Origin of the sequence: Pseudomonas sp. NPDC089395 (assembly GCF_044749525.1) — a bacterium.
Classification (GTDB): Bacteria; Pseudomonadota; Gammaproteobacteria; order Pseudomonadales; family Pseudomonadaceae; genus Aquipseudomonas.
The window spans coordinates 1-25,108 of record NZ_JBIVID010000013.1; the positions used below are offsets into that span (position 1 = coordinate 1).

Below are 25,108 nucleotides of genomic sequence, written 5' to 3' on the forward strand. Positions count from 1 at the left end.
GAGGACCGCGCTGCAGGCCCCATCCTGGGGCCCAGCGCTTGACGGGCATCCATGCCCGTCACCTCCCTCCGCAAGACCTCCGCTCGGCCTCCTGAAGTCGCAATTGGCGGCGCCTGTACTACCGCGCGCTTAGAAGCAAAGGCAAAAGCAAAAGCAAAAGCAAAAGCAAAAGCAACCGGCGTACTATCGAGGTTTCAAGTCCAGCCTGCGCAGATGGCAAGTCACTTCCTCACGGTCGTGATACAGCTGCTTGCAGGCGATCGACACCTTGACCTTGCGCGCCTTGAACGTCGCTTCCATCCGATCTAGCAAACGCCGTACTTCGGCATATCGCTGCTTCATCGGCAACTTGAGGTTGACCACCGCCTCACGACACAGCCCCTCGCCCAGCCAAGTCTCGATCAACGCGGTGGTGCGCGCCGGCTTCTCGACGATGTCGCACACCATCCAGTCTACCGGCTGCTTCGGCTGCCAGGTGAACCCGTCCGCCATCAGATGCTCGACCAGGCCAGTGTCCATCAGGCTTTCCGCCATCGGCCCGTTGTCGATGGCGGTGACCAGCATCCCGCGACGCACCAGCTGGTAAGTCCAACCACCTGGCGAGGCACCCAGGTCGACGCCAGTCATGTCATCGCCCAGGCGCTGCTCCCAGTGTTCCCGCGGGATGAACTGGTGCCAGGCCTCTTCCAGCTTGAGCGTCGAGCGGCTGGGGGCCTCGCGCGGGAACTTCAGGCGCGGAATACCCATCGGCCACAGCGCGCTGTTATTCGCTTCCGCCACACCCACAAACACCCGCCGCCCACTGATGAAGGTCAGCAACAGACGTGGCCGACTGGCGTCATCGACCAGACGCCCAGCCTTTTCCAGCGCCTTGCGCAGCGGCACCTCGAACTTGCGGCAGAAGGTCGACAACTCCTTGCCGTCGTTGCTGTCCAGCACTTCCAGCCACAGGCTGCCAAATACCGGCAGCTCGGCCAGGTGCTCAAGCAGCACGCTGATGCGATCGCTCTCCGGCAGTTCGATGTAGCAGCCGCGCGCCCACTGCCGCGGGAAGATCAGTTGGGCGAAGCGCAGCTGCGCCATCAACCGTTCGGCACCTTCGGCTTCGGCACAGACGAACTCGGCGCAAGCGCTGTGCGCCTTGCCTTTGGCATAGCCAGCAACCCCCAGGCGGGCGGCCTGCTCGCTGATCTCGGCGCAGACCTCACCCTCGAAACCGGGCCGGCAATGCATGAACAGGGTATTCATTTCTCACTCCACTACGGCTGGCGCACCACGGGCGCCGGCAGGGCGGCGATGATAAAGGAAGTTCGGAACCTGCGACACGCCCCGCCGGTCCAGAAAAGGGTCAGGGGTACCAAAGCGGTCTAACCTGACCTTTCAGCCAGGTCCGTGCCGTGCGGGCCGAAACAGAGCGGTGACACCGGCCAACAACACTGGCCGGGCACCGGTGCAGAAGGAGTTGGCAATGCCCTCGCTCGATAGCCTGAACACCCTCAAGACCTTGCAGGTAGCTGGCCACACCTACCATTACTACAGCCTCGCCGAGGCCGCGCAACAGCTTGGCGACCTGCAGCGCCTGCCCATGTCGCTCAAGGTACTGTTGGAAAACCTGTTGCGCTGGGAAGACGGTGAAACCGTCGTCGGCGACGACCTGCGCGCCCTCGCCGGCTGGCTGCAGGAACGCCGTTCCGATCGCGAGATCCAGTACCGCCCGGCGCGTGTACTGATGCAGGACTTCACCGGCGTGCCGGCGGTGGTCGACTTGGCCGCCATGCGTGCCGCCATGGCCAAGGCCGGTGGCGACCCGCAGCGGATCAACCCACTGTCGCCGGTGGACCTGGTGATCGACCACTCGGTGATGGTCGACCGTTATGCCACGCCCCAGGCGTTCAGCGAGAACGTCGACATCGAGATGCAACGCAATGGCGAACGCTACGCCTTCCTGCGCTGGGGCCAGGACGCATTCGACAACTTCCGCGTGGTACCGCCTGGTACCGGCATCTGCCACCAGGTCAACCTGGAATACCTCGGGCGCACGGTCTGGACCCGTGAAGCGGATGGCCGCACCTACGCCTTCCCCGACACCCTGGTCGGCACCGACTCGCACACCACCATGATCAACGGCCTGGGCGTGCTCGGCTGGGGTGTAGGCGGCATCGAGGCGGAAGCCGCGATGCTCGGCCAGCCGGTGTCGATGCTGATCCCGGAGGTGATCGGTTTCAAACTCACCGGCAAGCTGCGCGAAGGCATCACCGCCACCGACCTGGTGCTGACCGTGACGCAGATGCTGCGCAAGAAAGGCGTGGTCGGCAAGTTCGTCGAATTCTACGGTGACGGCTTGGCCGACCTGCCCCTGGCCGACCGTGCCACCCTCGCCAACATGGCGCCCGAGTATGGCGCCACCTGTGGCTTCTTCCCGGTCGATGAGGTCACCCTCGATTACCTGCGCCTGTCGGGCCGGCCGAGCGAGGCGGTGCAACTGGTCGAGCAGTACTGCAAGGCCCAGGGCCTGTGGCGCCTGCCGGGGCAGGAGCCGCTGTTCAGCGACACCCTGGCGCTGGACATGAACGAAGTCGAAGCCAGCCTGGCCGGGCCGAAACGGCCACAGGACCGGGTCGCCCTGGGTCAGGTCCGGCAGGCTTTCGACCACTTCATCGAACTGCAACCCAAGCCACTGGCCAAGGAGGTCGGTCGCCTGGAAAGCGAGGGCGGCGGTGGCGTGGCGGTGGGCAATGCCGACCAGGCCGGCGAGGTCGACTACAGCCACCAGGGCCAGACCTACACCCTGCGCGATGGCGCCGTGGTGATCGCGGCGATCACCTCCTGCACCAATACCTCCAACCCCAGCGTGATGATGGCGGCCGGTCTGGTGGCGAAAAAGGCCCTGGAAAAGGGCCTGCAACGCAAACCCTGGGTGAAGAGCTCTCTGGCACCCGGCTCCAAGGTCGTAACCGACTACTACAACGCCGCTGGGCTCACCCCCTACCTCGACGAGCTCGGCTTCGACCTGGTCGGTTATGGCTGCACCACTTGCATCGGCAACTCGGGGCCACTGGACGAGGCCATCGAGAAGGCCATCGCCAGCGCCGACCTCACGGTTGCCTCGGTGCTTTCGGGTAACCGCAACTTCGAAGGCCGCGTGCATCCGCTGGTCAAGACCAACTGGCTGGCCTCGCCGCCGCTGGTGGTGGCCTATGCCCTGGCTGGCAGCGTACGCATCGACCTGACCTGCGACCCACTGGGCACCGGCAAGGATGGCCAACCGGTCTACCTGCGCGACATCTGGCCCAGCCAGCAGGAAATCGCCGCTGCCGTGGCCCAGGTCGACACCGCGATGTTCCACAAGGAATACGCCGAGGTATTCGCCGGCGACGCCCAATGGCAGGCCATCGAAGTGCCACAAGCGGCCACCTATGTATGGCAGGACGATTCCACCTACATCCAGCATCCACCGTTCTTCGACGAAATCAGCGGCCCGCTGCCTGAGATCAAGGACATCCAGGGCGCACGCATCCTTGCCCTGCTCGGCGACTCGGTGACCACCGATCACATCTCCCCAGCCGGCAACATCAAGGCCGACAGCCCGGCCGGCCGCTACCTGCGCAGCAAGGGCGTGGAGCCGCGCGACTTCAACTCCTACGGTTCACGGCGCGGCAACCATGAGGTGATGATGCGCGGCACCTTCGCCAACATCCGCATCCGCAACGAGATGCTTGCGGGTGAAGAAGGCGGCAATACCCTGCACGTGCCCACGGGCGAGAAGTTGTCTATCTATGACGCCGCCATGCGCTACCAGGCCGAGGGCACTCCACTGGTGGTGATCGCCGGCCAGGAGTATGGCACCGGCTCCAGCCGCGACTGGGCGGCCAAGGGCACCAACCTGCTGGGGGTCAAGGCGGTGCTGGCGGAGAGTTTCGAGCGCATCCACCGCTCCAACCTGGTGGGCATGGGCGTGCTGCCCCTGCAGTTCAAGGCCGGGCACGACCGCAAGCAGTTGGGGCTGACCGGCAAGGAGCAAATCGACGTAGTGGGACTCGCTGGCGCGCCTATCAAACCTGGCATGACCCTGCCCCTGCGCATCACCCGAGAGGATGGACAGCTGCAGCAGATCGAGGTGCTGTGCCGGATCGATACGCTCAATGAAGTGGAGTACTTCAAGGCGGGCGGCATTCTGCACTACGTGCTGCGCCAACTGATCGCGAGCTAGAGCGGTTGGGGCCGCCCTGCGGCCCCTTCCACCCTGCGCCTGGCAAATATTCATTCAATAAAACCGCCGGCCTGCCGATACCCATCGAAAGCCTTGCGGATTACTCGACCCATGCGTAACAACCAGCCGATTACCCAACGGGAACGGACCTTCCCTGCACAACAGCGGTTGATCTCCACCACCAACGCCAAGGGTGTGATCACCTACTGCAACGATGCCTTTATCGAGATCAGCGGTTTCTCCCGCGAGGAGCTGACCGGTGCACCGCACAACCTGGTGCGTCACCCCGATGTACCGTCGGCGGTTTTTGCCCATATGTGGCAAACCCTCAAGCAAGGCTTGCCGTGGATGGGCATCGTCAAGAACCGCTGCAAGTCCGGCGACCATTACTGGGTCAACGCTTACGTCACGCCGATCTTCGACAACAACCAGGTGGTCGGCTTCGAGTCGGTGCGGGTCAAGCCCAGCGCCGAGCAGATCCGCCGCGCCGAAGCGCTGTACCAACGCATCAACCAGGGCAAGACCGCGATCCCGCGCCGTGACACATGGCTACCGGTGCTGCAGGACTGGTTGCCGTTCATCCTGGTCAGCCAGGTCGGTTTCCTGATTGGCAACTGGCTGGGTCACTCCTGGGGCTTTGCGCTGGCCGCTGCCCTGTCGGTGCCACTCGGCCTGCTGGGCCTCGGCTGGCAGCAACGGGGCCTCAAGCGCTTGCTGCGCCTGGCCGAACAGACCACCTCCGACCCGTTGATCGCGCAGATGTTCACCGACAGCCGTGGCGTCCAGGCACGCCTGGAGATGGCCATGCTCAGCCAGGATGCGCGCCTGAAAACCTGCCTGACCCGCCTGCAGGACAGTGCCGAACACCTGAGCGACCAAGCACGTCAGTCCGATGACCTGGCCCACAAGAGTTCGTCGGGGCTGGAGCGCCAGCGGGTGGAGACCGAACAGGTCGCCACCGCCGTCAATCAGATGGCCGCCACCACCCAGGAAGTGGCCAACCATGTGCAGCGCACCGCCGACGCCACCCAGGAAGCCAACCGTTTGACTGCCCAGGGCCGGCAGATTGCCGGGGAAACCCGCGACGCCATCGAGCGCCTGTCGAGCGCGGTGGGCGAAACCGGCGCGACCGTGACTCAGCTGGCCAAGGACAGCGACGAGATAGGCGGCGTGGTGGATGTGATCAAGGGGATCGCCGACCAGACCAACCTGCTGGCATTGAACGCCGCCATCGAGGCAGCCCGTGCCGGCGAAATGGGCCGTGGTTTTGCAGTGGTCGCCGATGAAGTGCGTCAGCTGGCCCAGCGTACCGCCGAGTCCACCGGGCAGATCCACGGCCTGATTGCCAAGCTGCAGCAAACCGCCAACAACGCCGTGCAGACCATGGAAAGCGGCCACCGCCAGGCCCAGGAAGGTGTCGAACGGGTCATGCAGGCCGACCAGGCGCTGGTCGGCATCAGTGAGGCAGTGGCCAACATCACCGACATGGCCACCCAGATTGCTGCGGCTACCGAAGAACAGACCGCCGTGGCGGACGAGATCAGCCGCAACATCAGCACCATCGCCCAGTTGGCCGATCAGACCGCCGAACAGGCGCAGCATTCGGCGTTGCTCAGTGAAGCGCTGAGCACCACGGCAGGTGGACAGTACTCGCTGGTGGAGCGCTTCAACCGCTAAGCTCGCATGGCCCATCGCCGGCTTGCCGGCGATGGGCCATCACAGATTGCAACCGCCTACCAATCCAGCGTCAGGCGGCTTTCAAAGTAACGCTCTTCGCCCGTCAATGGGTCGCTGAAACGCAAGGTGTGCGCCAACAGCTTCAAAGGCCGCTGATAATCGTCATCTACCTTGAGCAGCTCGGGATAGAACGGGTCATTGCAGATGCCCGCTCCCAAGGCCGCCATGTGCACCCGCAACTGGTGAGTCTTGCCGGTCACCGGCGACAGGCCGTAGCGCCACAGCTCACCGTGCTTCTCCAGCACTTCGGCGTGGGTTTCGCTGTTGTCCGCCCCTTCCACCTCATGCATGCGGAAAAACGGCTCGCCATGCACTAGTCGACTTTTGTGGACCAAGGGAAAATCCCGTTGGGGCATGGCTGCGGCGATGGCCTGGTAGCGTTTGTCGATACGCCGCTCCGGGAACAGCCGTTGATAGGCGCTGCGGGTTTGCGGGTTGGCGGAAAACAGCACCAAGCCTGCCGTATGCCGGTCGATCCGGTGCAGCGGCACCAGGTGCGGGTTGTCAAGGCGACGGATCAGGCGCCGCAGCAAGGTCTGCTCGACATACTCACCGGTCGGTGTGACCGGCAGGAAATGCGGTTTGTCGGCCACCACCAGATGCTCGTCCACATGCAGGATGGTTTCCTCCACCGGAATCGGCCGCTCGTTCACCACTTCACGAAAATAATGCAACCGCATGCCGCGGCGGTAAGGCAGATCGGCAGCGACCGCCTGCCCTTCGGCGTCGAGCACACGGCCACGGGCAAAGCGATCGAGCCATTGATCGCGGCCAATGGCCTTGAAGTGGTCGCACAGACAATCGAGCACCGTGGCCCAGTTGCCAGGCGGCAGACACACCGTGCTGGCTTGCTGACGGGCGGGGTCGAAAGGGCTGGACATGGCGGGACTCGAGTCGATCAAAGCCGGGCATTATCCCCCAAGCTCGGCAGCACAACCAGCCTCGCCCCCTTGCTCGCTGCGCTCCTTCAGCCAGCGCAACACCTGCACGGGCTCCCAGCGGCCGGGGTCATAAAGCGCATACAGCAAGCCCTGGTAACCAACCACGTCCAGCCCGCGGTGGTAGCCGGCGCGTTGGAACAGGGCTTCGATCTCGGCGAAGCAGGTATTGAAGTGGACCTTGCCGAACGGCGTTCGGTCATCGGTAACCAGGCCTTCAAGGCGTAATTCCAGCACAGCGTCACACACCCGCTCTACCGACATGCGGTTGACGCTGTACTTGAGTTGCTCGACGTTGAGCATGGATTCACCTCGATACTGTATTTATATACAGCATACGAACATCCCGCTGCCGCCGTCAATGCGGTTCATTGCAGCCCCGGCAGGTAGCCTGTTCCTTTGCGGATGGTCAGCACCTGCCGCCGGGGTGCGGCATGCACTACCGACAGGTGCACCCAATGGTCGTACTCAAGGATCAACTGGTCGAAGGGTATGGCGCTTTCGCTGACCCGGCGCACCACTTCACGCGGGCTCACTTCGAACACCGTGAAGTCAGCCGCCAACCCTTGCACATGTTGGCTCCCCGGCGCGCCGCCAATGCGCTTGTTGACTGCAGCACTGCGATAGCCGCTGCTGACGATGATCTTTGCATCGAACAGCGCGCGCACCTGTTCCAGTGCACCGCACAGCAACTGCAAATTGGCGCGCGCCTCCGGTGGCGGGCTGTTGTCGAGCCCTTCCCTGGCGGCGAGCTGCGAAACGGTCATTTCATCAAGGGTGAAATGCGGGGTGATGAGCATGGCTGAATTCCTGATGGCCCATGAAAGAGGCCGGCGTCAGTGCGCCGGCACTCGATCATTGCCACACAGCATTCATCATGGCGCAGGGATGGAGCTCCCCTGGCGTCATCACTGCGCGAGAAACGCCACCACCTGTTCGGCATCGAAGGGCCAGTGCAGCTCGGCACTCGTGTCGCTACGACGTAGCACCGGGATGATCAGGCCATAGCGCTCGAAAAGCGCCTCGTTATCGGCGATGTCGACCAGCTCGACCAGCAAGCCATGTTCGACAAAGGGCATCAACACGGCTTCGGCCACTTCGCACAAGTGGCAGCCGACGGTGCCGAAGAGTTGGCATTCAGGCAGCATGGAGTAAGGCTCGGTTGGGATTGGAGAGATACCTATTCTAGGTCCGTCCCGCCCCCTGCGCACCTTGCCTGGCTCAATCCTGGCTGGTGGCCCCGATACGGTGCAGCGACAGGTCAGCGCCCTGGAATTCCTGTTCATGGCTCAGGCGCAGCCCCAGCACGCTACGGATCAGGCCATACACGCCAAAGCCGCCAACCAGTGCGACCAGCACCCCAGCCAGGCTGCCGATTAGCTGACTGATCAGGCTGACACCCCCCATGCCACCCAGGACAGACTGCCCAAAGATGCCGCAGGCAATGCCGCCCCACAGCCCGCACAGCCCATGCAGCGGCCAGACACCCAGCACATCGTCGATCTTCCAGCGGTTCTGCGCGGCGGTGAAGCTCCACACGAACAGCACACCCGCCACCAGCCCGGTGGCCAGCGCGCCGATCGGATGCATCAGGTCGGAGCCAGCGCAGATCGCCACCAGCCCGGCCAGCGGTCCATTGTGCAAGAAGCCCGGATCGTTTCGACCGGCCAGCAAGGCCGCCAAGGTGCCGCCGACCATGGCCATCAGCGAGTTGATCGCCACCAGGCCACTGACACCCTGCAGCGTCTGGGCACTCATCACGTTGAAGCCGAACCAGCCGATGATCAGGATCCACGAACCCAGGGCAAGGAACGGAATGCTCGACGGCGCAAACGCCACCAAGCGCCCCTCTCGATAGCGCCCACGCCGCGCACCCAGCAGCGACACTGCCGCCAGCGCCAGCCAGCCGCCCATGGCATGCACCACCACCGAACCGGCAAAGTCATGGAACGGCGCACCGAAGCGCGCCTGCAGCCAACCCTGGATCCCCAGGTTGCCATTCCACACCACGCCTTCGAAGAACGGATAGATGAACGCCACGATCAACGCCGTGGCGCAGAGCTGCGGGAGGAAACGGGCCCGCTCGGCGATGCCACCCGAAATGATCGCCGGGATCGCGGCAGCGAAGGTCAGGAGGAAGAAGCACTTGACCAGGGCATAGCCATGGTCCGCCGCCAGTTGCGCCGCCGGGTGCAAGAAGTTCACCCCGTAGGCGATCCAGTAGCCGATGAAGAAATACACCAATGCCGAGATGGCGAAATCGCTGAGGATCTTCGACAAGGCATTGACCTGGTTCTTGTGGCGTACCGTGCCCACTTCGAGGAACGCGAAACCGGCATGCATGGCCAGCACCAAAATGGCGCCCATGAGGATGAACAGGGTGTTGGAACCGTGGACCAGTGAGTCCATTGCGCTGTGCATGTTTTCCATGAAAGAGGCAGACCTGCTGAAAAAGGCACCAGGACAGTTCAAGAACCTGCATCCCTGCACCGAATCGGTGCCAGCTCCCTGCCCATTTTTTGCCGAACCGGGCGAAGCCTGCGTGGTTTTTTCTTGGGTTTGTCGAGGATTGGGTTAAGGTTTATCGGTATCCGCCGGGCGTGCTTGCCCTGGATCGGCGCACGGCCCGGGACGAAGCCCCAGGTTGTGGCACGTTCCTTTGAGCAAGGCTTAGCAAGGCCCATACCAGCGCTACAGTGAACCTTCCGCGCACCGGCAAACTCGAATGATCTACACACCACACAGGGAGAGCCCCATGGCCAGCAAATCGGCAAAGACTGCACAAGACATACTGATGGCTGACTTCCAGGCCTTGGTCCGTGATACCGAGAAACTGCTGGCCGACACCGCCAACCTGGCAGGCGATCAGGCCGACGAATTGCGCGAGCAGATTCACGAGCGCCTGACCCAAGCCCGCGAAACACTGCAATTGACCCAGGATTCGGTGAGAGAACGCGGCCAAGCGGCACTGGGCAGCGCCGAACAATACGTTCAGGAAAACCCTTGGCAGACCATTGGCATCGCCGCCGGTGTCGGCTTGTTGATCGGCCTGCTGGCCAATCGACGCTGAGGAGCCCCTATGGAGAATGACGCCATTGCCAGCGGCGCTTCAGGCAAGCGCCTGGGCGCAGCACTGCTGGGGCTGCTGCACAGCCACATCGAGCTGTTCGGCATCGAGCTGCAGGAGCAGAAGGCACGCACCCTGAGCTTGCTGCTGTTCGCAGGGCTGGCGCTGGTGTTCGCGCTGCTCTTGCTGACGGCCTTGTCGGGCCTGCTGCTGGTGCTGCTGTGGGACAGCTACCGCTTGGCCGGCATCATCGGCCTGTGCGTGTTCTATGGCATCGCCGCACTGTATTGCGCCCTACGGCTGAAGGCTGCGGTGTTCGACGAGTCGTCGCCCTTCGGCGCCACCCTCGAAGAACTTGCCAAGGACCGGGAGCGCCTGTTGCCATGAGCCTGCCTGAGCTGCCGAACACCCGAAACCCAAGGGAGCTGCGCAAGGCGCTGCTGCGCTTGCGCATGGAGATGCATCGCCAGGAAATCCGCCACGAATCGGGACAGTTGCTGCAACCCCTGCAGCGGCTGCGCGGCATGGGCGGGTCGCTGCACGAAGGGCTGGGCATCAAGCACGCCCCCCTCTGGGGCATTGGCGCAGTCGTGGCGCTGGGTTTTTTGACCGGCAAGGGCGTACGCAGCGGGAACCTGAGCCGCCTGGTACGTTTGGGCAGCAGCCTGCTGCCGCTGATACGCCTCTACCTGCAAGCAGGGCGACGCCCCTGATCGTGGGCACCGCTGCCTCGGTAGCGGTGCCCCCTGCCCCTTGCGCCGCCCTGCCTGACGCAGGATGCTAGGCCCTTCGATCGACAGGAGACCGAGCCTTGGACTGGCATACCCTGCTCACCCGCGAACGTCTGGGCAAAGCCCTGTACAGCCCCGAGGAACTGGGGCGCAGCCCCTTCCACAAGGACCACGACCGGATCATCTTCTCAGGCGCATTTCGCCGCCTGGGGCGCAAGACCCAGGTCCATCCCGTTTCCAGCAACGACCATATCCACACACGCCTGACACACTCCCTGGAGGTCAGTTGCGTAGGCCGTTCTCTGGGGATGCGCGTGGGCGAAACGCTGCGTGACAGCCTGCCTGATTGGTGTGCTCCCAGCGATCTGGGCATGATCGTGCAGTCCGCCTGCCTGGCCCACGACATCGGCAACCCGCCGTTCGGCCACTCCGGTGAAGACGCCATCCGCCACTGGTTCCAGCAGGCCGCTGGACGTGGCTGGCTGGATGACATGAGCGACGACGAACGTGGCGACTTTCTCAATTTCGAAGGCAATGCCCAGGGTTTTCGCGTACTGACCCAGCTTGAATATCACCAGTTCGAGGGTGGCACCCGGCTGACCTACGCCACCCTTGGCACCTACCTGAAGTACCCGTGGACAGCACGGCACGCCGATGCCCTGGGCTACAAGAAGCACAAGTTCGGCTGCTACCAGAGCGAGCTGCCGCTGCTGGAACAGATCACCCGCAAGCTGGGCCTGCCTTTGCTGGAACCGCAGCGTTGGGCACGCCATCCGCTGGTGTACCTGATGGAGGCCGCGGACGATATCTGCTATGCGTTGATCGACCTGGAAGACGGCCTGGAGATGGAGCTGCTGCACTACGCCGAAGTCGAAGCGCTGCTGCTTGACCTGGTTGGCGATGACCTGCCCGAAACCTATCGCCAGCTCGGCCCTTCGGACTCGCGGCGACGCAAACTGGCGATTCTGCGCGGCAAGGCCATCGAGCACCTGACCAACGCCGCCGCGCACGCTTTCGTCGAGCAACAGCAAGCACTGCTTGCCGGGCAGTTGAGCGGCGATCTGGTCGAGCACATGCACGGTCCGGCCAAGCGTTGCGTGCTGCAGGCCAAGGACATGGCGCGCAACAAGATATTCCAGGATAAACGCAAGACGCTGCACGAGATTGGTGCCTACACCACCCTGGAAATCCTGCTCAACACGTTCTGCGCTGCCGCCCTCGAACAGCACGGCGGGCGCACGCCTTCGTTCAAGAGCCGGCGTGTCCTGGACCTGATCGGCAGTAATGCTCCCAGTCCGCATGACTCGCTGTACAGGTCCTTTCTGCGCATGATCGACTTCATCGCCGGGATGACCGACAGCTATGCAAGCGAAATGGCCCGGGAAATGACCGGACGGTCCAGCCCGACCTGAACGTGTGCGATGCCGCCTGGCTAAACCAGCCAGCGGCATCTTTGTAGGACGCTTCCTACAATTGACGTTTAATCATTAAACACGCATGAAGAGAACAACCCAACAGCCCCTAGAACTGCAGTGACAGAGAATCAATTTATTACACTTCGTAGCGTTAGTTGATTTCTCTTGTAGGCAATTTCCCATAAGAACCTATTCGCCTCTCCTCGCACCCCCGGCGACTTGCAACTAGGTTAAGGTGCGCCCTGCCTTCGTCATCTGCCGCAGGGAACTTGAACATGTACACCGTATTCATAGTCGATGACCATCCAGTCATTCGCCTGGCTGTCCGTATGTTGCTCGAGAACCAGAACTACAAGATCGTTGGCGAATCAGACAATGGCGTCGATGCCATGCAGATGATTCGCGAAACCCTCCCAGACCTGGTGATTCTCGACATCAGCATTCCCAGGCTGGACGGTCTGGAGGTGCTTTCGCGCTTTCAGGCCATGGCCCTACCCTCCAAGGTGCTTGTTCTCACTGCGCAATCACCGGCACTGTTCGCCTTACGCTGCATGCACTCGGGAGCCGCAGGGTATGTGTGCAAACAAGAAGATCTGAGTGAACTGCTCAGTGCGATAAAAGCCGTACTTGCCGGATACAACTACTTCCCAAGCCAGGCCGTTCACCACGACCACGAAACAGCGGAAGCCGACCTCAGGCTGTTCCGCCAGGTCAATGATCGCGAACTCATGGTTTTGCAACTTTTTGCCCAAGGAAGAAGCAACAAGGAAATTGCCTCAGGCATGTTCTTGAGCAACAAGACTGTCAGCACCTACAAGCAACAATTTCACATGTACACAAATCATACCCCAAGCTGAGGCCGGGCTGACCTGCACCACTCAAGACAAAATTAGGAGTGACCCCATACGGATCGCTATCACATAATTTCTCACAAAGCAATCAGAAGTGAAGATTTTCCTTGACAGAATGAGAATCATTTGCTATCATATAGATATGGAAGTGAGGAAATGTCTTCTTCGTTTTATTCTTAGCCGAACATCCTAGAACTACATTTCCAAACTCTCCCCAGCAGGACGTAGAATTTCTACGTTTCGTTCAGTTCTTCTAGCAGAATGCCAAAAGCTAGACTCTTCCTCTTGTAATTACAATCGTTATACAGACTTCGGTTGTAATCACATCAAGTCGCAAGGGCGGGAACCCTCCATGCAACGCAGACAGCCGTTGGCGACGAAATGCTGTCACTCTCATTTCATCAAACATTCTGCAGGGGCTTTCCTTCTTAGCCTGATGTCAGCTTTCGCCAGTAGCTGCTGCAACAACTGGCGTTCAAATACTTAGCAGACTGCATCCTCCAACATTCATTCTGCATTCTTAGGCCAGCCCCGTGCTGGTCTCTTTTTAAGCTCAATTCAAAATACTCACATTTCATTTAAGGAGATGCTATGTCCAATTCTCTTCTAGTTCCGTGTGCCTGCTGTGGAAAGCTGGTGATCACAAAGAACAAATCCAAACGTCGTACCTGCTCCCACAAATGCTTCATGCGACTTTGGCGTGCTGACAAAAGAGCAGCATCAATCGACGCTGAACAAGCTTTAGCTTAAATCACTCACTCCCTCCAAACACATCAACAAGGAGAAATCATGATCGTAATATTTTCAATGCTGTCTGCCAGCGTATCGGTGGCTTGCCTCGCTCAAGCAGCAACAACAGTATTAGAAGCTACAAAACAACATATCTATGGAGAACCAAAATGACTACATATGCACCAGAACAAAATCGCAAAGTGCTCAAATCCGAGCAAGCAGAGTATATCGAACAAGCTATTAAGGCTGCCCGCAAAGCCCCCGCCACACTTGAGGGCTCTCTTCACAAAACCGGCCGCACAGAGTTCATTGTTAGAAGCGTGAACGAGGGCATGCAACGTTTTGCCGATTTAGTTAAAGATGGCTGGACCCTCGACACAAGTGTTCTCAACCTTTATGTGGCCCCCAACGTTCCTCTTTCCTTTACCGCCATCTGCCCAGACCACGTATTCGAAACTTATATCCCTACAATCGCACAGCTTGCAGAACAAGCCTATCTGAAATCTGTAGAGAATCACAACAAGGAAGCCAAGAAGCTTCAAGAGCGTCAGGCATTCATTGAGCAAGAGTTTGAACGCCGCGAGGAAGAGCGAAAGGCTCAGCTACGTGCAGAACTGGCAAGAGAATACGACACAAGTCTTAACCTTGCATTTGACCGTGTAGACCGTCCAAGACTCCACGCTCGTTAATAAGAGGGGCGTTTCGCCCCCATCAAAAAGGATAACAAACAATGCCTATGAAGGAGACAATCGCCCAGCTAACAGGCGTATTGAAGTTCGATATTGATAATACGGGCTTCACCCGATTTTCCAACATGATGAAAAATGCCAACAAGCAACTGACAGCCCTTGCAAAAGAGTATGAGCATTTGTCCAAAGCAATGGCCAAAGGGTTGAAATTGAAAGTAGATACCACAGCCGTTGATAAGGCCAAGGCAAAGCTTGATACAGCTTTGAAGCGCCAGCAGCGTGCAGAAGCCGCATTGTCAAACCAACAACGTCAGACGTTCACACAAGAGTTAACACAGCAGAAACTCAAGTATGCTGGAACCAAAGCACAGGCACATCTTAATAATGCGGTGCTCCAGTCTCAAAGGGATGCCGCTGTAGTCGCTGCTAAGGCCGCTGCTGCACAAGCCAAGGCTCAGGGTACAACGAAGGCTCAACTCGCCTCCCAGAACGCCCTGACAGCTTCCTTGACCCGTCAAGCCAAGTTAGAAGCAATCTTACTCAAGACTCGCCAAGCAACACAGAAGGCGAACGATCTTCACCAAGCTTCTATGTCAAAGTTGCAGCGTATTCAACAACAGATGAACCACGCGCAGCAGGTCGCTTACATTCGTGCTCAGAAGCATGCTACCCAAATGGCAGCAGCACAACAGACAGCGGCAAACAAGGCACAGAACGCCAATCAGAGCCAACAACGCTTCCAATGGGCACAGCAACGTCATGCAGCATGGCAGGCACGCCAGAACGCTCCAGCAGGCGGAATGTTTGGCGGCATGGGAATGACGCCTATGCTGGCCTTTGGTGGTGTAGGTGCAGCAATTGCGGGTTTGTCGGTCGCAATGTCAAAGCTTGGCGAACGTATCGAAAATCGTAAGTCGGGCGTAGTGGATGCGGAAAGGTTTGAAGGTGCGTTTGTAGGATTGGGCAAGTCGCCAGAAACCCGAAAACTTTGGAAAGATACATTCCTAAATCTTTCTACTGAATCTGGTGCAGAAATCAGCAATGAAACCGCCGAAGATTTCCGTACATTCGTTGGGATGCAACAAGCCTTTGGCAAGACCACTGATCAAATTGTCAAAGAGTACAAGCTTCGCCAGCAAGCGTTCACAGTAGCAGGATTGACTAAAGACAGTAGCCGCGAAGTTAACAGACAGCTCAATCAGGTTAGTACAGATGGCCTTGGTGACAAGAGTGATTGGAACGTGTTATCTGAACGTATGCCGATGTTAGTACCTTACGTCACACGTGCATTTGGTGAAGAAGAGAAAATCAATGATCCGGTGAAAGCTGTTGCTGCCTTTAATAAGCGAATGAAGAAAGGCGGTGGTGTCAAGCTTGACTGGATCACCAAGGGCATGGAAACGATGGTAGCTGAAAACCAAGCCATCTTTGAAAGCAAGAAGAACAGCGTAGGCTTTGCCAAAACATTGCAGGAAAACCAAGAGTTCCTGAATGCTGTTGGGATTAACAACACGCAAGAGCTAAACGCAGTGATGCGGGATAACGTTCAAGCTCACAAGGAGTTGAATGATGCCTTGCAGCCAGCAGCCAAACTGCTAAGAGATTTTGATGCAGGGTTGACCCAAGCTCAAACTGGCTTGATTCGCTTCACCATTGGTCGCAACGCCGATGGTAGTGAAAAGACCAGTGCAGAGAAGGTAATGGATATGGCTACCCGTGGTTTCAATATTGAAGCACCTTCGATTGATCCCGGCGCTCTAACTGGCAAAACACTACAGTATGACCCAACCCAATCTGCATTAGCTGGCGAGAAAGACCCCGTTAACAGGTTTTGGAACTGGCTCTTCAATAAGAAGACTGACGTTCCACAGGTCGCACCACAAGACAATCTTGGTAGTGCGGATTCATCTTTCACGGCATTAATGCCCGGAATAGTTCCAAAACTGCAACTCAAGATGCCTGACACGCCTAGCGATTCTTTGTCAAATCTCAAGATCGGATTTGGTGCCTTCGCTGATAACATCAATGCTCTACAGTCTGTAATGGCCGATAGCACTAGTAAGGCTCTGCAAGGTGCGTTTACGAGCAATAGTAACAACCAAGTCACTGTTAACGTTGCCGGTGATACCTTCAACTTTGACACTACTGGCCTACCTTCTACCGCAGACCAACAAGCTTGGGCTGATCAGTTCACACAACACAAACGTGACTTGCCCGGCCTCATCAAAGAAGAGGTGCAAGGTCTTTTCCGTGGCGAAGTCGGCAAGATGCGTTCACAGCAAGCAGAGCGCTAACTGTAAGGAGTGCAATGCTCCTTACATTCCATCCATCAACCGCAAGAAATCCCAAATGACCCTATACGACCTTATCAAGGTAGTGCTCCTGACACTGATCTTGATGTTTACAATTTCAACATCGAAAGCACAGCACGACTTGGAGCAGAGAACAGCCTTAGAGTTTGAGCAGGTGCGTAAGTATTCTGACAACAGCTCCAAGGAAACTCAGATTAAAATGCTTTCGCTCATGTCTGAAATCTCCAGCGCAACAACACGCCTTGCCACCCTGCAATGTCCAAAAGACTCTACAGATGGCTTTTGTGACCCAAGGTACAACCCATACATTTCAAGAGGAACCCGAAAATGACAAACATTCAAACCCTGAAAGACGAAGCCTTCGCTCAATACCAGAAGCATGGCCGCTACCACATCATCCTATCCAACTACTTCCCAGATATGTTCGAACGTTACGACGCCCTTGTAGCTCAAGGCTATACCCGTGCAGATGATTCATTCCTGATCGCCGCCAACATGAATCTAGCTGCACAGCAAGTGGTGTACATGATTAAGCCTGCTGATGTGCAACAGGTCGAACTCCAAGCCATTTATGACAAGATTGAAGAGGATGGCGAAGAATGAGAATCCAATACAGCCAAATCAGGAATGCCCCTGACCAGTACGAAGCAGCCTACCACTACCTTGAAAAGAGTTTCGGCCACCACGTGCCGTACATGTTCAGCGATCTAGTGGCCCACCTAGTACGTTGTGTTGACTACAACGTCAGCGAAGCTCAGTTCAAGCGTGACGCCAAAACGATGTTTAACATTTAAGGAGCGACCAGATGAAACAATACTTACACCGCCGCAGCACTCGTGAACTATGCGAGGAAATGGCAAAACTGAACGACACAATCACAATTGCAAAATTCAAGTTGAAAGAGCTTGAGGCTGAATGTGACCGCCGCCTACAACAACAGCTTTCGATTATCCAAGATGCTGAGACTGTGCAATGATGTCAACAATCGAACAAATTACACACAACTACCGTATAAATGACCTACAGCGCATCTACCCAAACTCCGACAGAGCATTTCGTGAAGTCGTGCTGAAGAGAATGGGCAATGTTGACTCGCTTGGATACGCACAAGAGTTTATCCGCTTGCGAGAGCAGCAAAAGCTTTTGAAGGCTTATGCAGAAGCCAATCCAACAATCCAAGATGCACCAGAACAAACAGACGTAGACTTTACAGTGCGAATGCTGCAAGAGAGGTATGGCAAGAAATGATTGAAAACTACGAAGACGAACAGCACACTCCCAAGAACAACACCAAGAGAAATGGGAAACGTCATGACAAACATGACAGCGAACATTCTCGCAAGGAGTCAAAGTGGCGTTAATGGAAAATATTCACAACTATCTTGCCTTATAGTATTGACGTGTAAAGATTTCATGTTACACTTAACATAGGTAGGAAATAGATTTGTTCCGCAGTGACGCAATGTCATCTGTATCATCTTTATCCTGCAACTCCCACATGCCTCTGTAACCTCCTGTGAAGCGCTTTAAGAAGCTTTGACAGCAGGCAGTACATTCCATACCCAACATCTCTAGAAAGCCTGTGAGACGCCTCACAAGAGCTTACAGACGCTATTGTCTATTACATTCTTGCCAACACATCAAATGGAGAAACTATATGAACGCCAAAACCAAACGTGGCGGCATGTTCGTGCAGATCAACACTTGCCAACATTGCTTGAAAGAGTTTGTAGCGAATCGACGCTACACGTTCTGTTCGCCACTTTGTCGCTACACCGCCCTAACACTATCCCAAGCCCAAGAAGGAGCTACAAGCAATGACCAAAGCAACACAACCCAAACCAACCACTAAGACACGCCGCCCGGTATGCAAAACTTGCAAGAAACGATTCACAACCAGCGTAGCCACTGCAAAGTATTGCTCTAACAAATGTGGAGCCACTACCCGCAACAAGAGCAAGAGGATTGACCCGCTGGAGAAAGCCTTGAAATCTGCTTTCTTCTACTACATCGCTGGCGAGTGCCTCCGTGCTCAGACAATCGAAATTCTACGTGGCCATACGCTAGAGTCTCTGTGCGAGCTTCACGAAGTCTATAAGAACAACATGAAGTGGAACGGATACGGCGACACTTCCACTTACGAACTGTCCCACATCGCTCCAGTTAAAGGCAGCTCCCAGCTTGGCCTGCTATACGCTGAAAACCTCGTTTCCGCCCCCAAAACCCTCAACCGTGCCCACGGAGCAAAACACTACGGGTTCGGCAAGTCTGTCAGCCGCTTCTCACTTGATCCTAAGCATTCTGTGAACAAATCTTTCAACTCACCTTCTGCTGTAGTGGAAAAGGTCATCAAGTATCTTGGAAAGGATTTGGTGCAGGAGGTCGTCAAGGCGTGCAAGATCAAGCCTACGCAACGTAGCCAACTCACAGAGTGGATTATCGACAACTACAACCCTTCTGACGAATCCCACCGTGCAGCCCTGCCAGACCTGGAGAAGGTACACGACCTGAAAACTCGGGAACTACAGCACATCAAAGCGGCCTTGCTAGACGAGGAAGCCGGCGACTACGTTTCCTGTCTAGCAGCCCATCCCGCCGACGTAATGACCCATGAGCTTCACAGACTATCTACCTACCGCCCAGAGCTTGGAATCTATGCCTACGCACTTGAAGACGCCCTAGCAACCCAAGGTAGCGACTACAGTCTATTTTCCAAGCATCACGAACAAATGCTGTTCGACGTGCTGCATGGAAAGTCGATTGTCGTAATGGCTGACACGCTTGAAATGGTGATTGGCGAGAACACCGCCTACACCTTCATCACATACGATGATGCTGGCGCTGATGATCTTCCTGCCTACGCTGTTGAATCCTTCCACTTCGTTCATAGCCCAAGAGCAGGTGCAAAACTCCACAGAACGTCTCTGGCAGCTTACAAGGCATCTGCTGGCATCTCTCATGGTGCAGCAGTGGTGCACGCTACATTCGTCCCACAGGCTGCCTCAATAGCCGTATTCGATGGAGCAATGGTTGTGCTCGATCCTTGGGGGAATGAAGTCGAACAACCTCCGTTCTAATCCTTTTGCCCGCCTCCATGGCGGGCATTTCTTCGCCTTGAGGGAAGTGATGACAGCTTGGAGTAGAAGAGGTTTTATTGAGGCCGATTCGCCCACAGCCCTTGCATTCCGTGGCCTTGAGCCACATTTCAAGTGACGGATTTCCACCGTGTCGGTTACGACACACTGCTGCACCACCCTAAGAACGCCAGTTCTTCTTGTTGTTGTCTGCTCTGCTACTCTTCCAAGGCTATCCCTGTGAACGGACGTTCACAATATCCACCAGCATCGTGCGAAAGCACATCGTTCTAATAGAAGGCAGACAATCATGGATGACCGCTCAGCCATCACTGCTGATACGCTCGAACTACTTCTACTAAACCAGCTAGCTCTACGTGCTGGCCTTGAAGAGCTGTCCCTCTGGATCAAGCAGCGAGGATCGACGAACGTGCATGACAACATCCTGAGCATCCTGCACACCCTGGACACCAACGCCAATGGCATAGCAGCAGGGATAGAATCTCTACGCTCTATATAATGCGACGGATTCAGATTCACTGTATAAAATGCCTATGACAGAGATTTAAACTGCAATTAACGCCCGTAGCAGTACAAATCACTGCCAATTTCCTGCCCAATAAACCCTTCAAAACGTGACCAAAACCACGATTCTGGTCATAGTCTCATAGTGCTACCCGGCTCCCAAGCTTCCAACCCAGCACACCCCGATCTGCTCCAACAACTCTTCCAACACCACTCCAACCCACGCCACTCAAGGCTTACAGCCTCCTGTGAACATTTTGTTTTCCAGCTTCGTGACACTTAGCCACCTGACTGCTACGTGCAGATTGCTTAACAAAACGCTTTCTCTCTCGCAACTTTTCAAAATATTTGTAAAAACTTTCAAACAGGCAAGCCGGACTAATTGCAAGATCAGGTGCAAGTCGCCCTGTCAACTCTTTTCTCGCAGCGATTTCAAATGCGAACAAATGCTGTCTGGTGCGAGTTCTCAACTTGGCATTTGTCATTTGGGGAACAGGGATTTTGCATTTGCACTAACGAACGTCTGCCCAATTGACAAATACTCATGGCAGTTGCTAAATTGGCCTCACACACAGACGGGCCATCATCATGACAAACGTTGTTGCTTACATTCGGGTATCCACCAAGAGCCAAGGTGACTCTGGCCTAGGTCTGGAAGCCCAGCGTGATTACATCCAACGTGCGGCCCAAGCGAACGGCTGGAATGTCATTGGTGAATTCGTGGACGTTGTGTCAGGTAAGCTCGCTCTAGAAGATCGTCCAGAAGGTGCAAAAGCTCTGGCAATGTGCAAACAACACAATGCTCAATTGCTGGTGGCCAAGCTGGATCGCCTGTCACGCTCCGTGCTACACATTGCACAGCTCATGGAGCAGGTTGATTTCAAGGTGGCCACGATGCCACAGGCAGACAAGTTTCAACTCCATCTATTCGCTGCCCTTGCCCAGCAGGAACGAGAGTTCATCGCCACTCGTACCAAGGAAGCTCTGGCATCACTCCAGAGGCGTGCAGATGCTGGTGATGCTGTAGCTCAACAGAAGGTGGCCAATCGTGCAGAAGCTCAAGCCAAAGGCCGTGCAGTGGCTGATATCACAGCAGCCAACAACATCCGTATGAGCAAGATCAACACCTACCAAACGAACATCGAGCCTCACCTGAAATCCTGCCTGCATGACAAGATCAGCACGCTTCAATCAGTAGCCGATTGCCTGAATAGGAAGGGGCTGCGTACCCCAAGGGGTAGTGAGTTCAACGCCACTGCTGTACGTCGCCTGATGTTGGCTCTCAACGTTTCTTTCTAAGGGCAGGTAGTAGACGTTCTATTGAGACGTCTTCGCCTGCACCCCGCGTATTCTCTGGCCTAGAGGCACATTAACACTGACGGATTCGTCACATCCGATAGACGGGCGTCATGTTACTTTTGGATTTCAACAGCTTCTGCTTAGACCAGTCGCACAGCGTTAAGCAGCGTTCCCACAAAACCGGCTTTTCCAAACGCACACCAAGCTTATATTTTCCAGCCTGAAATCAAGAACCCGGTCAAGGTGCATGGTCCTCGCGGCGCGGGGGCTGGGAAATCAGTAGGCATTACTACCCATGAGGATTTTGCTATAAAACATTTCTCCAAAAGAAGTGGTATCTATAGTAAACGGCATATTCAAAGTATCTCCACTTCGATTTAGCCTGTACCCAAACTTGAGCAGCCCATAATTTGCCAAGAGCTGAGCTGCTGGTGCATCAACGCCTATCATTCCTTTGAATTGATAGCACTGCTTTAGCTGTTGCTGTAGATATGGGTTCATAGCCTTGATCACGTGGGCATAGATATCGAAGGAATACTTGCTTATCGTGCCGAGAGTCAGGAGTGCGAAGGCACGCCCAAGCATTGCAGCAAGCTTAGGATGATCCAGCTTGTCTAATATCATCAATGCCACTTCGCCTACGTTCTCTATCCCAGCCTCATCAGCACAGTTTTCGTCTAAAAATTCAATGCGCTTTTGGTTAGGGACCTTGTCAATCTCAGTGAGAAAGGCAAGCATATTCTTGGCGAAGAAGTATGCAGACACCTTATTGCCCATTTGGTAGAGACTAACTGCGACATTAAGAATAGGGATATCTTTCAACACACCTTCAATCCCATGCTCTTCTAGGACAGCATCAATGGCCACCTCGCCACCATCTTTGAAGATATCTAGTGCTTGCTCGCTATTCTTAATTGTGGTGAGGAAATTACTTACGGTTCCCATGAATTTCTCCGCTGACAGGTTGTGAGGCATCGGCGCCGGGGCCGGACGTTTTAGCTCTTGTGAGGGGCGTTCTTCTCATTCCCTGACAGCTTGATGTGGTCCTTCATGAGCTGGAATAACCGATTAGCCTCTGCTGTAATCGGCTTCACATCCCAAAGCGTATCGTAATGCGTCCCCACAATCTGCCGAATTACATTCAGATCGTGCCCTTTGCTGTACTCAGCATCTAAGCGTTCACGAAACTCAGCAGGAGACATTTTAAGTTCAGCAGCACCATGAGCCATCGTGAGGATTTTGTATAAAGACTCGGTAAGTGTAGAGTCGAAGTAAACCGAGAACAGTGCAAACGTGCTACCTAGCTCTACAATTAACTCTCTAAATTTAGTGTACAGCGCTGCTGCCTTACCTTTTTCCTCAAGGTGCATATCCCAACTTGCCTTCACCACTTCCTCATTCCCTTTATCATGAGCCATCTGTGCAATCGCAGAATGCATCTCGCTACTGGAAGAGTGCAATTGATAGATATTAATGAGGTCAGTGATTTTTGCCACATCCACTACAGCCTTCTTGAAAGCCTCAACTTTTAGCTTTGTTTCCTCTTGCAACAGCAGATAGTTTTGCTGAGACTTCCATATCTCCGATTTATAGAGTTCGAGCTGCTTCGAGTACTCTGCCTTCACCTGTTCAATCTGATCCGTGATACCAGCTATATCTTCCTTCGTCGCAAGATTCTTCCCTTTCTCTTTTATATATCCGGGGAGATAAAATTTTATGAGCAGTGCAACCACAGGAATTGAAACCAGCCACGCCACATCTGCCGCTAATGCGATATCCATGCTTATCGCCCTCCTTCTATTATCGCAAAAACTTCAATCATACTGTAGGCGCAGATTTTCATAATCATCCTTATCCCACACCACCTCACCCTCAAGCTCTTGGAAAGGTTCGTAGTAAAGCCCATCGTCGTCAGAGCCTTTCATCACCAGTGAAAGCTTGCCATCCTGCATCAGCTTGTATTGGTCTTCCTTTCGATCAACACCAGCGTAGCGGTATACCGTGTCAGACTCAGAGGCGACAAGACGGCCATCAGGGAAAATGGTGATCGTGTAGCCAACGCTACGGAGCATGGCAGATAGGCGCTGAGCATCGTTCCGTTCAAGCTCCCACACCTTACCCTGTTCAATCCAGCTATTGGCAGCAGGATGCACAACCGTAGCTTTAAGCACTGCTAGCTCACGCTCGGTGGCTTCGCGGGCTTCCTGTGTTTGCTGGAGCTGGGCTTGCACCTCTGGAATGAATCCGAGTGTGGTAATGGCCGTAGTCAAATCTTGCATCTGCTTTGAGATTTCAAGGAGCTTGGCCTCAGCAGCGATAATCGCCTTTTCGTTCACACCGCCATGATCCTTAGCAACAACTCTCAGTGCAGCAGGCACAGACGTTTGTCGGTACACAGCATCAATGATTTCCTTGGGAATGACTTTCTTGTTGTCACAACCTTTCAGTTCCTGCCGCTTCCTGCACCTCATGCTCACCTGCACACCTCCGATGGTGCGCATGATGAAGTTGTGACCACAGCAGCCACACTTGATCAATCCAACATAGAAATGCGTGGCGGTCTTGGCCCTTGGGGCTGTCTTACGCTTCTCACCTTCAATTTGTGCAAGCTGGTACAGCGATAGGTCTACGATTGGTTCGTACACATCTGACCCATTCCAGCGCCCTATCACCGCCTCATTCCGTAGCCATCCCTCAACACCTGGGCCAGACGTTTTAGCCAGTGCTGCAACGCCACTCTCACGCATACGCTTAGCAATGACAGCCTTACCAAGCCCTGACGTATAAAGCTCAAATGCCAGTTTGATCTGATCGGCGATTTCTTGAACAACGTCACCCTTTGAAGTGAGCCATGCAGGTGTGTTCCGCTTGGGTGTTGTGCCTTCCTTCGCCAACCTACGGCGGGAATCATAGGAGGCAGCGAGACGACGACTCAGGTTGTCGCTGTACTGCCGTGCTGCCTGAATTTTTGCAACAAGCAGGTGAATCTGGCCGCTCTCGTTCAAACTCTTTTCGCTGTACACCACCCCATCATCCAAAGTGATGATTTCCACCCCAGCAGTGAGGATCGGGTCAATGATCTTTGAGAACATGGTCATCACATGCAGTCGCCCAGTGCGGTCAATCGCCTCAACCAGCACCGCATCCCCCTTCTGAATCTCACCGGCCTCAACAGCGGCTAGTAGTTCAGCGAAACCTCCACCATCTTTGATGTGCTCACCCTTCCAGCCGCTCTTGGCTAAGTCGCGGAAACGCAGCTCGCTGCGTTTGTAGTCCGGGTGCAGGATGAGCCAATCGGCAACCATTTGCTCTTGGCGCTCTAGACTGCTGCCTCTCTGTTGCTTGCCGCTGGAGAATCGTGCGTAGCTGAATGCGGTAGGCATGACTCGCCCTCCCAATGATGCTGGTAGCTAGAATTGTAAACATATGAATTAGCTACAAGAAACGCCTGATGCAGAAATTGCAGGTCGACACCTTGGTCGATCTCATAGAAATGGCCAAACGCAACGCACTGGTCTGAGGTAGCCG

Annotated in this window: 24 protein-coding genes and 1 pseudogene; 16 read left to right on the forward strand and 9 right to left on the reverse strand. The window is 55.8% G+C overall.

Annotation, left to right across the window (positions count from 1 at the left end; genetic code table 11):
* Nucleotides 1-183: 183 nt before the first annotated feature.
* Complete coding sequence (rlmM, locus tag ACIPZG_RS23115) at nt 184-1,248, reverse strand: 23S rRNA (cytidine(2498)-2'-O)-methyltransferase RlmM (RefSeq protein ID WP_400717218.1); 1,065 nt, start codon at nt 1,246-1,248, stop codon at nt 184-186.
* Nucleotides 1,249-1,468: 220 nt separating this feature from the next.
* Here rlmM and acnA point away from each other — a divergent pair, with 220 nt between their 5' ends.
* Together acnA and ACIPZG_RS23125 are read left to right on the forward strand one after the other, a co-directional pair.
* A complete protein-coding gene (gene acnA / locus ACIPZG_RS23120) occupies nt 1,469-4,210 on the forward strand; it encodes an aconitate hydratase AcnA (RefSeq protein ID WP_400717221.1) in 2,742 nt (913 codons plus the stop codon).
* A 111-nt stretch (nt 4,211-4,321) separates the two neighbouring features.
* Nucleotides 4,322-5,887, forward strand: coding sequence for a methyl-accepting chemotaxis protein (locus ACIPZG_RS23125; protein WP_400717223.1), 1,566 nt, complete (start codon nt 4,322-4,324; stop codon nt 5,885-5,887).
* Nucleotides 5,888-5,943: 56 nt separating this feature from the next.
* Here the strand turns inward: ACIPZG_RS23125 and ACIPZG_RS23130 are convergent, their stop codons facing one another.
* The 5 genes from ACIPZG_RS23130 to ACIPZG_RS23150 all read right to left on the reverse strand — a co-directional run bounded on the left by ACIPZG_RS23130 (nt 5,944) and on the right by ACIPZG_RS23150 (nt 9,315).
* Entirely contained in the window at nt 5,944-6,828 is an 885-nt protein-coding gene (locus tag ACIPZG_RS23130; RefSeq protein ID WP_400717226.1) for a pseudouridine synthase, read from the reverse strand.
* 30 nt (nt 6,829-6,858) lie between these two features.
* Nucleotides 6,859-7,188: a transcriptional regulator gene (locus ACIPZG_RS23135; RefSeq protein WP_400717228.1), complete on the reverse strand. Its 330-nt coding sequence runs from the start codon at nt 7,186-7,188 to the stop codon at nt 6,859-6,861.
* Nucleotides 7,189-7,253: 65 nt separating this feature from the next.
* A complete protein-coding gene (locus ACIPZG_RS23140) occupies nt 7,254-7,685 on the reverse strand; it encodes a D-Ala-D-Ala carboxypeptidase family metallohydrolase (RefSeq protein WP_400717230.1) in 432 nt (143 codons plus the stop codon).
* 108 nt (nt 7,686-7,793) lie between these two features.
* The gene (locus ACIPZG_RS23145; RefSeq protein ID WP_008097177.1) at nt 7,794-8,033 is read right to left on the reverse strand and encodes a glutaredoxin family protein; all 240 of its coding nucleotides are present in this window, start codon (nt 8,031-8,033) and stop codon (nt 7,794-7,796) included.
* 73 nt (nt 8,034-8,106) lie between these two features.
* On the reverse strand, nt 8,107-9,315 hold the full coding sequence (locus ACIPZG_RS23150) for an ammonium transporter (RefSeq protein WP_400717233.1): 1,209 nt from the start codon (nt 9,313-9,315) through the stop codon (nt 8,107-8,109).
* Nucleotides 9,316-9,640: 325 nt separating this feature from the next.
* On the opposite strand from ACIPZG_RS23150, the gene ACIPZG_RS23155 reads away from it, so the two are divergent.
* The 13 genes from ACIPZG_RS23155 (at nt 9,641) to ACIPZG_RS23215 (ending at nt 21,580) form a co-directional block, all read left to right on the forward strand.
* Complete coding sequence (locus ACIPZG_RS23155; protein WP_400717235.1) at nt 9,641-9,955, forward strand: YqjD family protein; 315 nt, start codon at nt 9,641-9,643, stop codon at nt 9,953-9,955.
* 9 nt (nt 9,956-9,964) lie between these two features.
* Nucleotides 9,965-10,339, forward strand: a complete 375-nt coding sequence (locus tag ACIPZG_RS23160) for a phage holin family protein (RefSeq protein WP_400717237.1) — start codon at nt 9,965-9,967, stop codon at nt 10,337-10,339.
* Nucleotides 10,336-10,665 (forward strand): hypothetical protein, encoded by a 330-nt coding sequence (locus tag ACIPZG_RS23165; protein WP_008097183.1) that lies wholly within the window; start codon nt 10,336-10,338, stop codon nt 10,663-10,665. The genes ACIPZG_RS23160 and ACIPZG_RS23165 overlap by 4 nt, the downstream gene beginning before the upstream one ends.
* Nucleotides 10,666-10,763: 98 nt before the next feature.
* Nucleotides 10,764-12,095 carry a deoxyguanosinetriphosphate triphosphohydrolase gene (locus ACIPZG_RS23170; RefSeq protein WP_400717240.1) on the forward strand — a complete coding sequence of 444 codons (1,332 nt, stop codon included), beginning with the start codon at nt 10,764-10,766 and terminating at the stop codon, nt 12,093-12,095.
* 278 nt (nt 12,096-12,373) lie between these two features.
* Entirely contained in the window at nt 12,374-12,955 is a 582-nt protein-coding gene (locus ACIPZG_RS23175) for a response regulator (RefSeq protein WP_400717242.1), read from the forward strand.
* A gap of 893 nt (nt 12,956-13,848) precedes the next feature.
* The gene (locus tag ACIPZG_RS23180) at nt 13,849-14,370 is read left to right on the forward strand and encodes a hypothetical protein (protein ID WP_400717245.1); all 522 of its coding nucleotides are present in this window, start codon (nt 13,849-13,851) and stop codon (nt 14,368-14,370) included.
* 41 nt (nt 14,371-14,411) lie between these two features.
* The gene (locus tag ACIPZG_RS23185) at nt 14,412-16,664 is read left to right on the forward strand and encodes a hypothetical protein (RefSeq protein ID WP_400717247.1); all 2,253 of its coding nucleotides are present in this window, start codon (nt 14,412-14,414) and stop codon (nt 16,662-16,664) included.
* A 55-nt stretch (nt 16,665-16,719) separates the two neighbouring features.
* A complete protein-coding gene (locus tag ACIPZG_RS23190; protein WP_400717249.1) occupies nt 16,720-17,013 on the forward strand; it encodes a hypothetical protein in 294 nt (97 codons plus the stop codon).
* Entirely contained in the window at nt 17,010-17,285 is a 276-nt protein-coding gene (locus tag ACIPZG_RS23195) for a hypothetical protein (RefSeq protein ID WP_400717251.1), read from the forward strand. The genes ACIPZG_RS23190 and ACIPZG_RS23195 overlap by 4 nt, the downstream gene beginning before the upstream one ends.
* A 202-nt stretch (nt 17,286-17,487) precedes the next feature.
* Complete coding sequence (locus ACIPZG_RS23200; protein ID WP_400717253.1) at nt 17,488-17,658, forward strand: hypothetical protein; 171 nt, start codon at nt 17,488-17,490, stop codon at nt 17,656-17,658.
* Nucleotides 17,658-17,930 carry a hypothetical protein gene (locus ACIPZG_RS23205; protein ID WP_400717256.1) on the forward strand — a complete coding sequence of 91 codons (273 nt, stop codon included), beginning with the start codon at nt 17,658-17,660 and terminating at the stop codon, nt 17,928-17,930. The genes ACIPZG_RS23200 and ACIPZG_RS23205 overlap by 1 nt, the downstream gene beginning before the upstream one ends.
* A gap of 569 nt (nt 17,931-18,499) precedes the next feature.
* Nucleotides 18,500-19,759 carry a hypothetical protein gene (locus ACIPZG_RS23210; protein ID WP_400717258.1) on the forward strand — a complete coding sequence of 420 codons (1,260 nt, stop codon included), beginning with the start codon at nt 18,500-18,502 and terminating at the stop codon, nt 19,757-19,759.
* A gap of 1,110 nt (nt 19,760-20,869) precedes the next feature.
* Complete coding sequence (locus tag ACIPZG_RS23215) at nt 20,870-21,580, forward strand: recombinase family protein (protein ID WP_400717260.1); 711 nt, start codon at nt 20,870-20,872, stop codon at nt 21,578-21,580.
* Nucleotides 21,581-21,856: 276 nt separating this feature from the next.
* Here the strand turns inward: ACIPZG_RS23215 and ACIPZG_RS23220 are convergent, their stop codons facing one another.
* Genes ACIPZG_RS23220 through ACIPZG_RS23230 form a run of 3 tightly spaced genes read right to left on the reverse strand, consistent with a single transcriptional unit; the run spans nt 21,857 to nt 24,963 of the window.
* A complete protein-coding gene (locus ACIPZG_RS23220) occupies nt 21,857-22,525 on the reverse strand; it encodes a hypothetical protein (protein WP_400717263.1) in 669 nt (222 codons plus the stop codon).
* A gap of 50 nt (nt 22,526-22,575) precedes the next feature.
* The gene (locus tag ACIPZG_RS23225) at nt 22,576-23,361 is read right to left on the reverse strand and encodes a hypothetical protein (protein ID WP_400717266.1); all 786 of its coding nucleotides are present in this window, start codon (nt 23,359-23,361) and stop codon (nt 22,576-22,578) included.
* A gap of 33 nt (nt 23,362-23,394) precedes the next feature.
* Nucleotides 23,395-24,963 (reverse strand): recombinase family protein, encoded by a 1,569-nt coding sequence (locus ACIPZG_RS23230; RefSeq protein ID WP_400717269.1) that lies wholly within the window; start codon nt 24,961-24,963, stop codon nt 23,395-23,397.
* A 50-nt stretch (nt 24,964-25,013) separates the two neighbouring features.
* Between ACIPZG_RS23230 and ACIPZG_RS23235 the strand changes: the two are divergent.
* A pseudogene (locus ACIPZG_RS23235) lies at nt 25,014-25,100 on the forward strand (DNA-binding response regulator); the annotation flags it as partial.
* Nucleotides 25,101-25,108: the final 8 nt, after the last annotated feature.